At 66.1% G+C, this 12,635-nt stretch carries 14 protein-coding genes; 8 read left to right on the top strand and 6 right to left on the bottom strand.

Features of this window, described 5'->3' with window-relative positions:
• Positions 1–45: 45 nt before the first annotated feature.
• The 6 genes from H4O11_RS19305 (at position 46) to H4O11_RS04240 (ending at position 4,046) form a co-directional block, all read left to right on the top strand.
• Entirely contained in the window at positions 46–453 is a 408-nt protein-coding gene (locus tag H4O11_RS19305; protein ID WP_246333236.1) for a copper-binding protein, read from the top strand.
• A gap of 245 nt (positions 454–698) precedes the next feature.
• Positions 699–1,046, top strand: a complete 348-nt coding sequence (locus H4O11_RS04260; RefSeq protein ID WP_102789628.1) for an ArsR/SmtB family transcription factor — start codon at positions 699–701, stop codon at positions 1,044–1,046.
• On the top strand, positions 1,043–1,591 hold the full coding sequence (locus H4O11_RS04255; RefSeq protein ID WP_102789629.1) for an arsenate reductase ArsC: 549 nt from the start codon (positions 1,043–1,045) through the stop codon (positions 1,589–1,591). The genes H4O11_RS04260 and H4O11_RS04255 overlap by 4 nt, the downstream gene beginning before the upstream one ends.
• A complete protein-coding gene (gene arsC / locus H4O11_RS04250) occupies positions 1,588–2,001 on the top strand; it encodes an arsenate reductase (glutaredoxin) (RefSeq protein WP_102789630.1) in 414 nt (137 codons plus the stop codon). The genes H4O11_RS04255 and arsC overlap by 4 nt, the downstream gene beginning before the upstream one ends.
• Positions 1,998–2,723, top strand: coding sequence for an arsenical resistance protein ArsH (gene arsH, locus H4O11_RS04245; RefSeq protein WP_182338185.1), 726 nt, complete (start codon positions 1,998–2,000; stop codon positions 2,721–2,723). Before arsC ends, arsH begins: the two co-directional genes overlap by 4 nt.
• A gap of 18 nt (positions 2,724–2,741) precedes the next feature.
• On the top strand, positions 2,742–4,046 hold the full coding sequence (locus H4O11_RS04240; RefSeq protein WP_182338184.1) for an arsenic transporter: 1,305 nt from the start codon (positions 2,742–2,744) through the stop codon (positions 4,044–4,046).
• 28 nt (positions 4,047–4,074) lie between these two features.
• On the opposite strand, the gene H4O11_RS04235 is transcribed toward H4O11_RS04240, so the two are convergent.
• The 6 genes from H4O11_RS04235 to H4O11_RS04210 form a co-directional block, all read right to left on the bottom strand.
• A complete protein-coding gene (locus H4O11_RS04235) occupies positions 4,075–4,353 on the bottom strand; it encodes a hypothetical protein (protein WP_182338183.1) in 279 nt (92 codons plus the stop codon).
• A complete protein-coding gene (locus H4O11_RS04230; protein ID WP_182338182.1) occupies positions 4,350–7,547 on the bottom strand; it encodes an efflux RND transporter permease subunit in 3,198 nt (1,065 codons plus the stop codon). Before H4O11_RS04230 ends, H4O11_RS04235 begins: the two co-directional genes overlap by 4 nt.
• An 8-nt stretch (positions 7,548–7,555) precedes the next feature.
• Positions 7,556–8,506 carry an efflux RND transporter periplasmic adaptor subunit gene (locus H4O11_RS04225; protein WP_182338181.1) on the bottom strand — a complete coding sequence of 317 codons (951 nt, stop codon included), beginning with the start codon at positions 8,504–8,506 and terminating at the stop codon, positions 7,556–7,558.
• Positions 8,503–9,786, bottom strand: coding sequence for a TolC family protein (locus tag H4O11_RS04220; protein ID WP_182338180.1), 1,284 nt, complete (start codon positions 9,784–9,786; stop codon positions 8,503–8,505). Before H4O11_RS04220 ends, H4O11_RS04225 begins: the two co-directional genes overlap by 4 nt.
• Positions 9,787–9,872: 86 nt before the next feature.
• A complete protein-coding gene (locus H4O11_RS04215; protein ID WP_182338179.1) occupies positions 9,873–10,229 on the bottom strand; it encodes a hypothetical protein in 357 nt (118 codons plus the stop codon).
• A complete protein-coding gene (locus tag H4O11_RS04210) occupies positions 10,226–10,843 on the bottom strand; it encodes a cation efflux transmembrane domain-containing protein (protein ID WP_182338178.1) in 618 nt (205 codons plus the stop codon). The genes H4O11_RS04215 and H4O11_RS04210 overlap by 4 nt, the downstream gene beginning before the upstream one ends.
• A gap of 105 nt (positions 10,844–10,948) precedes the next feature.
• Here H4O11_RS04210 and H4O11_RS04205 point away from each other — a divergent pair, with 105 nt between their 5' ends.
• Positions 10,949–11,362, top strand: a complete 414-nt coding sequence (locus H4O11_RS04205; protein ID WP_017160757.1) for a MerR family transcriptional regulator — start codon at positions 10,949–10,951, stop codon at positions 11,360–11,362.
• The gene (locus tag H4O11_RS04200; protein ID WP_102789687.1) at positions 11,359–12,630 is read left to right on the top strand and encodes a site-specific integrase; all 1,272 of its coding nucleotides are present in this window, start codon (positions 11,359–11,361) and stop codon (positions 12,628–12,630) included. Before H4O11_RS04205 ends, H4O11_RS04200 begins: the two co-directional genes overlap by 4 nt.
• The last annotated feature ends 5 nt before the right edge of the window (positions 12,631–12,635 follow it).

Here is a 12,635-nt window from a genome sequence, read left to right as displayed (position 1 = left end):
TCGCATGACTCTGCAGTCACCCTTCAATAATCGAGGTAAGAACAGATGAAACTGATGCCCTTCGCGTCCACCCTGGCGATACTGCTGCTGGCAGCATGCTCGCAGGCACCCAGCAATGACGATGCGACCACCCATGGCTCCGCTGCGACGGCTGACAACATGGCTATGTCGGCCACAGAACATGCACAGATGGCTGATCGGGAAAAACCCGCTTCGCCCGAGAGGGCTAAAAACGCTTCAGCCGCCGGCACGGTGGAGTCCGTCGACATTGCTGCCGGCAAGATCACCATCGCCCATGGCCCGGTAGAGGCACTGCACTGGCCGGCTATGACGATGGGCTTCACGGCATCGCCCGAGCTGATCGCTCCGGTGGAGGTCGGACAGAAAGTGCAGTTCGATTTCGAGGCGCGAGGCATGACGGCCAGGATCACCCGAATCGCTCCTGCACAGTAGCTGGGTCTGCGGGATATCCGAGGAGCGGCGGTGTCGCCCTCGGACCAGAACTGCGTCGGCCACTAACTGGCTTCACCTGGAAGCTGACCTCGCGAAAATGGCGAAGGAGCGGCGCTATGTCGAGACAGGCTCGCCGTGGACGGTGTTGCCATCGGCCACGGGCGACCTTCCTCAGCTCCGCCGAGTAGAGGCGGAGGGTCCGCCACCTCATTTTGATTCTACAAGAATAGTTGTATAGTGCAGTTATGAAAGATGACTTTGCTGTCTCAGCGCTGTCTGCCCTTGCGCATTCCGACCGCCTAGCCGCATTCAGGATGCTCGTGCGCGCAGGCCCCAATGGCATGCCGTCGGGCGAGATCGCCGAAGCGCTTGGGATTGCGCCACCGCGCATGAGCTTTCACCTTGCGACCCTGGAGCGGGCGAGCCTTCTGCGCTCTTGGCGCGACGGGCGGCGCGTCCTGTACGCGGCCAGCTACGAGGACATGCGCCAGCTTCTTGAATTCCTCACTGAGGACTGCTGTTCCGGGAATCCGGACATCTGCGGCGCCCTCAATAACCTCGTCACTCCTTGTACCGCGGAGACCTGCGCATGAGCTTTCCTCAGCCCTTTAACGTCCTGTTCCTATGCACCGGTAATTCAGCCCGCTCGATCCTGGCCGAGAGCGTCCTTCGCAAGATCGGCGATGGCCGTTTCAATGCGTTCTCCGCGGGCAGCCACCCCAAGGGGGAGGTCCACCCTCTGGCAATCGAGACGCTGCGTCAGGCCGACTACCCAGTCGAGGGCCTGCGCTCCAAGGCGTGGGACGAGTTCGGAGTGCCGGATGCCCCGCGCATGGATTTCGTGTTCACCGTCTGCGACCAAGCCGCCGGCGAGGCCTGCCCGTTCTGGCCAGGACAGCCGGTTACCGGGCACTGGGGCATCGAGGACCCTAGCCACGAAACGCGCGGGGACATGTGGCAGCGCGCTGCCTTCCGGCAGGCGCTGGTGTACATGGAGAACCGCATCAAGGCGTTCGTCGCGCTACCGATCCACACGCTGTCGCGGGCGGCCTTGACGGCGCAGGTAAGCGACATCGGGCAGTTCGAGGGCGCCACGTCGCCCCGACCCGACCCGACGTGGCTTGAGGGATCATCATGACGCTGACGATCTACCATAACCCGGCCTGCGGCACGTCTCGGAATACCCTTGAAATGATGCGCCAGTCTGGTGAAGACCCGGTGGTCATCGAGTACCTGCAGGCGCCGCCCACGCGCGAGAAGCTGGTCGAGCTGCTCGCCGCGATGGGCATGTCCCCTCGTGAGCTCCTGCGCCAGAAGGGAACACCGTACGCTGAGCTGGGCTTGGATAATCCCGCGCTCACCAACGAACAACTGGTGGACGCGATGATGGCGCACCCGATCCTGATCAACCGTCCCATCGTTGTTTCCGACCGGGGCGTGGCGCTGTGCCGACCGTCCGAAAAGGTGCTCGCGCTGCTCGACAACCCGGTGTCCTCCTTCACCAAGGAAGACGGCGAAATCGTGACCGCAGCCGGGGCGTCGACGTGATTGATCGCATTGCCGTAGATCTGCCGAGCATCGACGCAACGCAACTTGCACCGATCGACGTTGACGCACTAGCTGGGCCCGGCGAGCCAAGGCACCCACCGCGGATCCTCATCCTCTATGGATCGCTGCGGGAACGCTCTTATTCCCGGCTGCTGGCAGAAGAAGCCGGCCGACTCTTGCGCTGGTACGGCTGCGACGTGCGGATCTTCGATCCGCACGACTTACCACTGCCTGACGGAGCCACCCCGGATCATCCGAAGGTGAGTGAGCTGCGCGAACTCGCGTACTGGTGCGAAGGCATGGTTTGGGTCAGCCCCGAACGCCACGGCGCCATGACCGGAATCATGAAGGCGCAGATCGACTGGATTCCTCTGGTCGACGGCGCCAAGCGCCCAACACAGGGCAAAACCTTGGCGGTGATGCAGGTGTCCGGCGGCTCGCAGAGCTTCAACGCGGTAAACCAGCTGCGCGTACTCGGCCGGTGGATGCGCATGGTCACCATCCCGAACCAGTCCTCGGTGGCCAAGGCCTTCCAGGAATTTGATGAGGACGGGCGCATGAAGCCGTCTGCGTACTATCAGCGCGTTGCTGACGTATGCGAGGAGTTGGTGAAGTTCACCTGGCTGGTGCGTGGACGCTCAGCGTATCTGACCGATCGCTATTCCGAGCGTGTTGAGAGCGCCGAAGAACTGTCCAAGCGCGTGAATCAGCGCTCCATCTAACCCTTGTCGGAGCGCTTCATGCTTGCCCTCGCGATTTTCATCGTCACCCTTGTATTCGTCATCTGGCAGCCGCGCGGATTCGGTATCGGTTGGTCGGCACTCGCCGGCGCCGCAGTAGCGTTGGCCACCGGCGTCGTCGGTTGGGGTGACGTCGCCACGGTGTGGGGGATAGTCTGGGATGCGACGTTCACCTTCGTCGCACTCATCATCATCTCGCTCATCCTAGACGCGGCCGGCTTCTTCGAATGGGCTGCCCTACATGTGGCCCGCTGGGGCGGCGGCAATGGTCGGAAGCTCTTTCCACTGATCGTCTTGCTGGGCGCTGCGATCGCGGCAGTGTTCGCCAACGATGGCGCGGCTCTCCTGTTGACGCCGATTGTCCTGGCCATTCTGTTGCGCTTGAACTTCCCGCCTGCGAGTGCGCTGGCGTTCACTGTGGCATGCGGTTTCATCGCTGATACGGCCAGCCTGCCGCTCGTTGTCTCGAACTTGGTCAACATCGTCACCGCGAACTTCTTTGGCGTCTCGTTCGGGCGCTACGCAGCGGTCATGGTGCCGGTGAATTTGGTGTCGGTCGGCGCCACGCTGATCGTTCTGTGGCTCTGGTTCCGCCGCGACATTCCTCGCACCTACCCGGTCCACGATCTTGAAGCGCCGCATCAAGCGATCCGCGACAAGGCTGTCTTCCGCGCCGCTTTGCCCCTGCTCGCATTACTGCTCGTTGCCTACTTCGTAACCGGGCCGCTAGGCGTCCCGATCGCCTTGGTGACGGGTGTGGCTGCGCTGGTGCTGATGGCAATTGCAGGTCGCTGGGCGACAGGCGGCCGAGGCGCAACCATGGCCCTGACCAAGATTCTGCGCGGTGCGCCCTGGCAGATCGTGCTGTTCTCGGTTGGCATGTATCTGGTGGTTTATGGGCTTGGCAACGCCTGGCTGACAAAGGCGGCAAGTGCGGTGCTTGAGTGGCTGGCGGCGCAGGGAACCTTTGTGGCCACGATCGGTACCGGCTTCGCAGTGGCGGGCCTCGCTTCGATCATGAACAACATGCCGGCGACGCTGGTGGGCGCGCTGGCCATCGATGGGGCCAATCTTCCGGCCGCCACCCGCGAATTGATGATCTATGCCAACGTCGTGGGCAACGACCTTGGCCCCAAGCTCACTCCAATTGGGTCGCTCGCGACCCTGCTGTGGCTGCACGTCCTCGCCGGCAAGGGCCAACGGATCACGTGGGGACAGTACATGAAGGTAGGGCTAATCCTCACGCCCCCGGTCCTGTTGGCCACGCTCGTCGCTCTCTGGATTTGGCTGCCGCTCGCTCAATGACCCTGTCGGCGCACAGGGCCGCAGGCGATCACATCTTCTTCAAGAGTGCCGCGGTGGGGGGCGGCGGCACCGGACCCGGATCGTTGAAGCACAGCATGACCTGATCGATGCCGAATTGGTCGGCCAGCACGCGGGCGGTCACCGCGTGCACCAAGTCCAAGTCAACTGAGGGGGCAGCGACGGTGATGGTGGCCGCGATCGCACGGCCATCTTCTTTGCCGGGGACCAGGCGTACGTCGTCTACCGCCTTCACACCCGGGTCGGTAAACATCGCCGCGCGGACCTGTTCCAGGTTGATCTCGTTCATGATTTCGAGGACTCCAAGGCAGTGCGATCGCCGCGGGGAGCTCGGTCGCGATGCAGCCAACGATAGAGCACCGGCAGCACCAACAAGGTCAATGCGGTGGATGACACAATCCCCCCGATGACGACAGTGGCCAGCGGGCGCTGCACCTCTGAGCCGGCGCCGACATTCAAGGCCATGGGCAGGAAGCCCAGCGAGGCTACCAGGGCGGTCATCAGCACCGGCCGCAGGCGTCCAAGGGCGCCGTCCCGGACAGCGTCGTCCAGAAGATCGCCCTGTTCGCGCAGACGGCGGATGAAGGCGATCATGACCAGGCCGTTGAGTACGGCCACGCCCGACAGTGCGATGAAGCCCACGCCGGCCGAGATCGACAGGGGAATCCCGCGCAGAGCCAGTGCCAGCACACCGCCGGTCAGCGCCAGTGGCACGCCACTGAACACGATGGTCGCATCCTTGGCCGAACCGAAGGCCATGAACAGCAGAGCAAAGATCAACGCCAGTGTCACCGGAACGACCACGCCCAGGCGTTGGGTGGCCGAGATCAGCTGCTCGAAGGTACCGCCGTAATCGATCCAGTAGCCCTCTGGAAGCGCGACATCCTGGCCGATGCGTGTGCGCAACTCGCCGACGAACCCGCCCAGATCGCGCTCGCGCACGTTGGCGGTGATCACCACGCGGCGCTTGCCGTTCTCGCGGTTGATCTGATTGGGCCCGCGCTCCACCTGGATCTTGGCCACTTCCCGCAGCGGCACCGTGCGAGGCCCCCCATTGGCGCCGGCGGCCAGACGGCTGGACTCATCGACACTGGTGCTTGCCGGCAGCGGAATGGGCAGATCTGCCAGCACAGCGGGGTCTTGGCGCTGCGCTTCGGGCAGGCGCACGACCAGGTCGAAGCGGCGGTCGCCCTCGATCAACTGGCCGGCAACACTGCCCCCAATGGCGGTGGCCACCGTCTCCTGCACATCGCCCGGATTCAGGCCATACCGTGCCAATGCCGCCGGATCTGGCGTGATGGTCAACAGCGGCAGGCCCGAGACCTGCTCGGCCTTGACGTCTTCGGCGCCGGGGACGCTGCGCATGACCCGCTCGACCCGACTGGCAAGGCGCGTCAGCTGGTCCAGATTGTCGCCGTAGACCTTGACTGCCACGTCCGAACGGACGCCGGAGATCAACTCGTTGGTGCGCATCTGGATGGGCTGGGTGAACTCGTAGTTGCTGCCCGGGATTTCCTTGGCTGCCGCCTCCAGCTCTTCCACCAGCTCGGCCTTGGGCTTACGCGGATCGGGCCACTGGTCGCGGGGCTTGAGCATCAGGAAGGTGTCGGCCATCGATGGCGGCATCGGATCGGTGGCCACCTCGGCGGTGCCGATCTTGGAGAAGATGTTGGCCACCTCCGGGAACTGGGCCAGGCGCTTCTCCAGCGTTTCCTGCATGGCCACCGACTGCTCCAGGCTGGTGCCGGGAATACGCATGGGTTGCAAGGTGATGTCGCCTTCATCCAGGCTCGGCACGAACTCCGAACCCAAGCGGGTGGCCAGCACGCCACAGCCCACCACCAGCACGGCCGCGCCTGCCAGCACCACGACCCGGCGCCGCAGTGCCCAATCCAGCAGCGGCGTATAGCGGGCCCGCGACCAGCGCATGAGGCGGTTGTCGTGCTCAGCCACGCGGCCGCGCAGGAAGGTGGCGATCGCCGCCGGCACGAAGGTCAGCGACAACACCATGGCGCCGGTCAGGGCCAGCACCACCGTGATCGCCATCGGGTGGAACATTTTTCCTTCCACCCCGGACAGCGCGAAGATCGGCAGGTAGACCGCGGCGATGATGCCCAGGCCAAACAGGCTGGGACGGATCACCTCGGCGGTGGCCGAGGCGGTCAGGTCATAGCGCTCTTCATCGTTGAGCTGGCGGCCCAGCGCGTGCTGCGCCTCCCCGAACCGGCGCAGACAGTTCTCGATGATGATCACCGCCCCGTCCACGATCAGGCCGAAGTCCAGCGCGCCCAGGCTCATCAGGTTGCCCGATACGCCGCCACGCACCATGCCGATGATCGTGAACAGCATCGCCAACGGGATCACCGCCGCGGTAATCAACGAGGCGCGCACATTGCCCAGCAGCAGGAACAGCACTACCACCACCAGCAGCGCGCCCTCGATCAGGTTCTTGGACACCGTGCCGATGGTGCGATCCACCAGCGCGGTGCGGTCATAGACGGCCTTGGCATGCACGCCGGCAGGCAAGCTGGCGTTGGCAGCGTCCAGCTTGGCCGCGGCTGCCTGGGAGACCTCCCGGCTGTTGGCGCCGAACAGCATGAAGGCGGTACCGACCACGACCTCATGGCCATTCTGGGTGGCCGCGCCCGTGCGCAGCTCCTTGCCTTCGCCCACGCTGGCCACATCGCGCACCCGGATGGGCACGCCGTCGCGGCGGTCCAGCACGATGTTGCCGATCGCCTCCAGATTGGCCAGCTGGCCGGGCACGCGCACCAGGAATTGCTGTCCATTGCGCTCGATGTAGCCAGCGCCAATGTTCTGGTTGTTGCGCATGACCGCCGCGACCACGTCGTTCAACGTGAAGCCCAGGGCCACCAGCTGGGCCGGGTCCGGGGTGATGTGGATCTGCCGCTCAAAACCGCCGATGGTGTTGACCTCGGTGACGCCGGGCGTGGTGCGCAGCTGCGGCCGGATCACCCAGTCCTGCAGGGTGCGCAGGTCCGTGGCGGTGTACGGGGTGCCGTCGGGCTTGCGAGCGTTGGGCTCGGCCTCCACGGTGTACATGAAGATCTCGCCCAACCCGGTGGAGATCGGCCCCATTTCCGGGTCCAATCCGTCGGGCAGCTGGGAAGCGATCTGCTGCAGGCGCTCGGCGACCTGCTGGCGGGCAAAGTACAGGTCGGTGCCGTCCTTGAACACCACGGTGACCTGTGAGAGCCCATACCGCGACAGCGAGCGGCTGTAGTCCAGCTTGGGCAGGCCGGCCATGGCCGTTTCAATGGCAAAGGTCACCCGTTGCTCAGCCTCCAGCGGCGAGTAACCCGGGGCCTGGGTGTTGATCTGGACCTGGACGTTGGTGATGTCCGGCGTGGCGTCGATGGAAAGGTGACGGTAGCTCCACACGCCCAGCGCAACCAGCGCAGCGGTGAGCACCAGCGTCAGCCAGCGATGGCGGATGGACAGCCCAATGAGGCGTTCGAGCATGGCGGGCCTCATTCCTCTTCCACGGTGGACTTTTCGATGTCGGCCTTGATCAGGAAGCTTTGGGCCACCACCACCTGTTCACCGGCCTTGAGGCCTTCCAGCACTTCGGCGCGTTCGGCGTCGCGGCGCCCCAGCTTCACCGGCCGGGTGTGGTAGGTTTCGCCCTGCTGCACGTAGACCACGTCCTGGTCTTCTGCGGTCTGCAGCGCGGTGATTGGCACCACCAGCGCCGCCGATTGGCGATCCACGGTGACCCGCGCCTTGACCGCCGAACCCGGACGCCACAGGCCATCGGTGTTGGCCACGGTGGCGCGCGCAATGGTGCTTTGGCTGGCGGTGGCGGTGCCGGGCAGGACGCGCTCCAAGGTGGTCTGCGCCGTGACGCCATCGCTCAAGCGGGTGACCGTCACCGGCACGCCGGCACCGATGTGCTGGACGTCGGCCCCAAAGATGTGCAGGTCCACCCACAGGGTGGACAGGTCGGCGACCTCGAACAGTGGCGCGCCCTCAGCGGCCGCCATGCCCACGGCGGCCGTGCGCGCCATGACCACGCCACTAATCGGCGCGGTGACGGTATAGGTCGTCAGGCTCAGGTTGCTCTCCACCGTGGCCAGTGCCTGGCCGGCACGTACCTGATCACCCACGCCCGCACGCACGGAGCGGACCGGCCCGGGGAAGCGTGCCGTGACCTGCGCGATGCGACCGTCAATCGGGGACAACAGCCCTTGCACCTCATGCTCATCGGCAATCTCACCGGGGCCTGCCGGCGCGACCTGGATACCCGCCGCCTGCGCCGCCTTGGCGGCAATCTTGGTTTCCAGCGGCGCTTCCTCGTGCTCGCCGTGCTCTTCGCCCTCAGCGGCGGCGCCGCCTTCGGACGCTTCGTTGGGGGCCGACGCGTTGCAGGCGGCCAGCATCATCAGGGCCATGCCCAGTGCGGTCCAGGAAAAGCGATTCATGGGGTTTCTCCAATGGAAGCGGCCGACGGCGGCGTTACAAGCGCTTGGCCGGTCAGTCGTTGAATTTCGATCAGGGCGCGCTGCGCATCGAGCGCCACGTCCAGCTGCTGCTGGGCCATGGCCGTGCGTTCGGACTGCAACTGTGCCCATTCCAGGTAGCTGATCGCGCCGGCGCGATAGGCGCGCTCGGCGGCCTGCTCGGCCCGGGCCAACTTCGGCAGCACGTCGCCTTGCAGCCGTGCAACCTCGGCCTGCGCCACGGTATAGCGGCCATGGGCCTCGACCAACGTGGAATACAGCGACAGGCCCTTGGCCTCGCGCTCGATTGCCAGCACCTCCAGTTCGGCTTCGCCGGCGCGGATCTCTGGCTGCGCACGGCTGCGGCTGCCCAGCGGCATGGACAGGCTGGCCACCAGCGCGGTGTCGTCAGTCTCCTGCAGGCGGCGCACGCCCAGCTGCCACGACAAGTCTGGCGAGGCCGCCGAGCGCGCCAGCTGGAGTCGCGCCTGCGCGATCCGGCCGGCGTCGGCAAATTGCGCCAGCTCGGGAGTGCGCTCCAGTTCCTCGGCCAATGTCTGCATGGACGCGATCGCGGGCAAGGTCATCGGATCGGCTGCGGCCACCTCGAAGCTGGGAGCCCGTTCGCCCCACAGTGCGGCCAGATGCTGACGGGCGGCGATTCGCTGCTGCTCGGCGCGATCACGGGTCAGCTCTGCGCGCGCCAGCGCCGCCTGCGCAGTCAGCAGCACCGACTCGGGCGACGCGCCAGCCTCCAGGCGCTGCCGGGCAGCGGCCACGGTTCGCTGGCGCTGGCCAACATCCTTGTCCGCCAGGCTGCGTTGCCGATCGGCACCGACCACGGCCAGGTAGCGCTGCGCCGTTTCGGCGAGCAGGTCCAGTCGGCCGGTCTCCCGCTGCACGGCCAGTGCATCAATCCGGCCCTGGGCCAAGGTGCGGCGGGCGTCGAGCTTGCCGCCGCGCTCCAGCACCGAGCTCAGGCTCAGGGTCAGCTCGGCGCTGTCCAGGCCGCGAGCGGCGCCGCTGCCCAGCGCATTTTCGACCTCCGCCCCCAACGTCCACGGTGGCCGCTGTACGGCCTGGTCGCGCTCGGCAGCGAGCACGATGGCCCGCGCATCGACCAAGCGCAGCTCGGGGTGGGTTTGGGCCACGCGTGCAAACGCGTCGTCCAAGGTCATCAACTCGGCGGCCGCGGCCGCCGCCGTCGTCGCCGCGCTGCCCAACAGCAGCCATGCGGCCAAGGCCGCCAATCGCACATGCATGGAAGTACTCCGAAAGATTTCGATATCAACAAACGATCACCACCGCGCGCAGCAGCGGGTCGCTGGGCCGGCACTGCCGGCGGACATCACCCTGCGATCGGAGGCCGGAACGGCGCGACCGGATGCTCGTGCGGATAAGAGCGCGTGTTGGCTTGGATCACCGGAAAATGCCGGCCGATGTCCGCCACGGCCAGCAGGATCTCAGGCGCTGGCGCGGCCTGGCTGCAACACAGCACCAGCTGCTGAAGCCGGTGCAGGGCGGCGTCTACGCCACGCTCGGAAGCTGGCGGCGCCACTGCCGGGCCGCGGTCGGCAGTGACCAGGTGGGTTTGGGCATGCAGCTCGCCGACCAGGGCCAGCACCGGCTGTGTCACCAGGCCCACGGCCAGATGCGCCAGCAGAAGCCAGCGCAGGCCCGAGCCCTGCCGGCCAAACCTGGTCATGCAGCCGTCTTGCGCGCGTCGGCACGTGCCCGGCGGGCATCACCCAAAATCTCGAAGGCTTCCTTGATCACATACAGGCCGATCAGGGCGCCGATCACGAAATCCGGGTACGGGCTGGCCAGCCACCACACCAACAGACCGGCCAGGATCACCCCAACATTGGCGACCACATCGGCCCGCGTGAACAGCCACGTCGCTCGCAGATGCACTTCGCCGGACTTTAGCGGCGCCAGCATGCGCAGCACGGTCATATTGACCGCCAGCGACAGCAGGGCGGTGCCAATCATCCAGCCGCTGACCGGCTCGGCGCCGTACATCACGCGACGGCCGACCTCAACCAACACGCCCACACCCAGCACAAGCAGCACGCTGCCGCTGACCCACGCGGCATTGGCCTTGAATCGCGCCGTGCGCCCGATAGCGACCAGGCCAATGGCATAGGCGGTGGCATCGGACAGCATGTCCAGAGCGTCGGCCAGTAGGCCAGTGGAATGGGCAATCCAGCCGGCGATGCCGCCGATCACGGCCATCGCCGCGTTCAACGCTAGGGCGATCCAGAGGACGCGCCGCTCCTGCGCATTCTTGGCCTCGTGGTGGCAGCCGCAATCACTCATCGGAACATCTCCAGTCGCAGGGAAGCCGGGCCCGGGCGGGCCGCTGGCATGACACAGCAGGTGAGGGTAAAGTCCGTAGCTACTACGGAGTCAAGCGTACTACGAATGAAAATCAGTGAGGCTGCCGACGCCAGTGGATGCCACCTGGAGACGATCCGCTATTACGAGCGGATCGGCCTGCTGCCGCGCCCGGGGCGCTCGGGCAATGGCTACCGGGTCTATGGCCCGGCCGACATCGAGCGGCTGCGCTTCATTGCGCGCGGCCGGGACCTAGGCTTCAGCCTAGAGGAGGTCCGCAGCCTGCTGCAGCTGGCCGGCGATGAGGAGCTTTCGTGCGGGGACGTGGATCGGCTGGCACGCAGCCATCTGACCGACGTGCGGGCGCGCATGGCCGACCTGCAGCGCATGGCCAGCGAGTTGGAACGGGTGATTGCCAGTTGCCACGGTGGGCAGCGGGCGGAATGCACCATCCTGTCGACCCTGCGGCAGCCGGTCGCTGTGGAGGCCACGCGCCAGTGACCGAACTGGACCGCTACCTCGATGCGGCCACGCGCCAGAACACGGTGCGCAGCTATGCGTCGGCGCTGCGGCACTTTGAAGTCGAGTGGCAAGGCCACCTCCCAGCGACACCTGACAGCGTGGCCCGATACCTGGCCGCGTATGCGCAGACCCTGGCCACCAGCACCCTTCGCCAACGCCTGGCGGCCATCGCCTCTTGGCACCGCGACCACGGATTTGTCGATCCCACCCGGTCGCCGCTGGTGCGCAAGGTGCTCAAAGGCATCCAGACCCTGCACCCCGGGCAGGTCAAGCAAGCCGCGCCGCTTCAGATTCGGCGGCTGGTCGAGCTCGACGACTGGCTGGCCGCTGCGATCGCGGCGGCACGCGCGCGGGGCGACGGAGCGGCAGCGCTGCGCCACCAACGGGACCGAGCGCTGGTGCTGCTCGGATTCTGGCGTGGCTTTCGCGGCGATGAACTGCTGCGTCTGGACGTGGCCCATCTCACGCTGGTGCCGGGACAGGGGATGACCTGTTTCCTGCCGCGCAGCAAGGGCGATCGCCGAGCGGCCGGCGTTACCTACAAGGTGCCGGCGTTGTCGCGGCTGTGCCCGGTGGAGGCGACCCAGGTGTGGCTGCAGGCGGCCGACCTGCAGGAAGGACCGGTATTTCGGGCGGTCAACCAATGGGGCCAGGTGAGCGCCGAAGGCCTCCATCCCAATAGCTTGGTGCGCCTGCTACGCGAGTTGCTGACCAGTGCCGGCTTTGCCGATGCGGGGCTCCACAGCAGCCATTCGTTGCGCCGCGGCTTTGCCAGTTGGGCCAACGACCAAGGCTGGGACATGAAGGCGTTGATGGAGTACGTGGGCTGGCGCGATGTGCAGTCGGCCATGCGCTACCTGGATGGGCGTGACCCGTTTGCCCGGGACCGCATTGAAGCGAGCCTACCCAGTCCAACCGCGCCGGTACCGGCGATGGCACTGCCGGCACCCGAGGGCAAATCTGCGCTGCAGCTCCGTCTGCGCATGGTGCTGACCCCGTTTGCCCGCGCGGGCCGCGGCGCGGCCAAGGCCCGGGGCCGGATTGAAGAGATCTGCTTGGCTCCGTTCCAGGCAGTGCGTCTGAACACCGCCAGCAGCGAGTACCGGTTAACTGTTCCCACCGATCCCGATCGGGATCTGGATGAAATCCTGGCCACGTTGCTCGATGACATGCACCGCATGGCCGATACGCACCAGTGTTTCCTGGAAGCGTCTCTCAATACAGACGACGGCCGGCACTGGGATTGATCCCC

Source organism: Stenotrophomonas tumulicola (assembly GCF_014117215.1).
In the GTDB taxonomy this organism is placed as follows: Bacteria; Pseudomonadota; Gammaproteobacteria; order Xanthomonadales; family Xanthomonadaceae; genus Stenotrophomonas; species Stenotrophomonas tumulicola.
Note: the sequence above shows the minus strand (reverse complement) of the source record. Positions and strands in the feature narration are given on the sequence as shown.

Coding starts and splice junctions, on each gene's coding strand:
- H4O11_RS19305 (WP_246333236.1), top strand. CDS start 46: ATGAAACTGATGCCCTTCGCGTCCACCCTGGCGATACTGCTGCTGGCA.
- H4O11_RS04260 (WP_102789628.1), top strand. CDS start 699: ATGAAAGATGACTTTGCTGTCTCAGCGCTGTCTGCCCTTGCGCATTCC.
- H4O11_RS04255 (WP_102789629.1), top strand. CDS start 1,043: ATGAGCTTTCCTCAGCCCTTTAACGTCCTGTTCCTATGCACCGGTAAT.
- arsC (WP_102789630.1), top strand. CDS start 1,588: ATGACGCTGACGATCTACCATAACCCGGCCTGCGGCACGTCTCGGAAT.
- H4O11_RS04240 (WP_182338184.1), top strand. CDS start 2,742: ATGCTTGCCCTCGCGATTTTCATCGTCACCCTTGTATTCGTCATCTGG.
- H4O11_RS04235 (WP_182338183.1), bottom strand. CDS start 4,353: ATGAACGAGATCAACCTGGAACAGGTCCGCGCGGCGATGTTTACCGAC.
- H4O11_RS04230 (WP_182338182.1), bottom strand. CDS start 7,547: ATGCTCGAACGCCTCATTGGGCTGTCCATCCGCCATCGCTGGCTGACG.
- H4O11_RS04225 (WP_182338181.1), bottom strand. CDS start 8,506: ATGAATCGCTTTTCCTGGACCGCACTGGGCATGGCCCTGATGATGCTG.
- H4O11_RS04220 (WP_182338180.1), bottom strand. CDS start 9,786: ATGCATGTGCGATTGGCGGCCTTGGCCGCATGGCTGCTGTTGGGCAGC.
- H4O11_RS04215 (WP_182338179.1), bottom strand. CDS start 10,229: ATGACCAGGTTTGGCCGGCAGGGCTCGGGCCTGCGCTGGCTTCTGCTG.
- H4O11_RS04210 (WP_182338178.1), bottom strand. CDS start 10,843: ATGAGTGATTGCGGCTGCCACCACGAGGCCAAGAATGCGCAGGAGCGG.
- H4O11_RS04205 (WP_017160757.1), top strand. CDS start 10,949: ATGAAAATCAGTGAGGCTGCCGACGCCAGTGGATGCCACCTGGAGACG.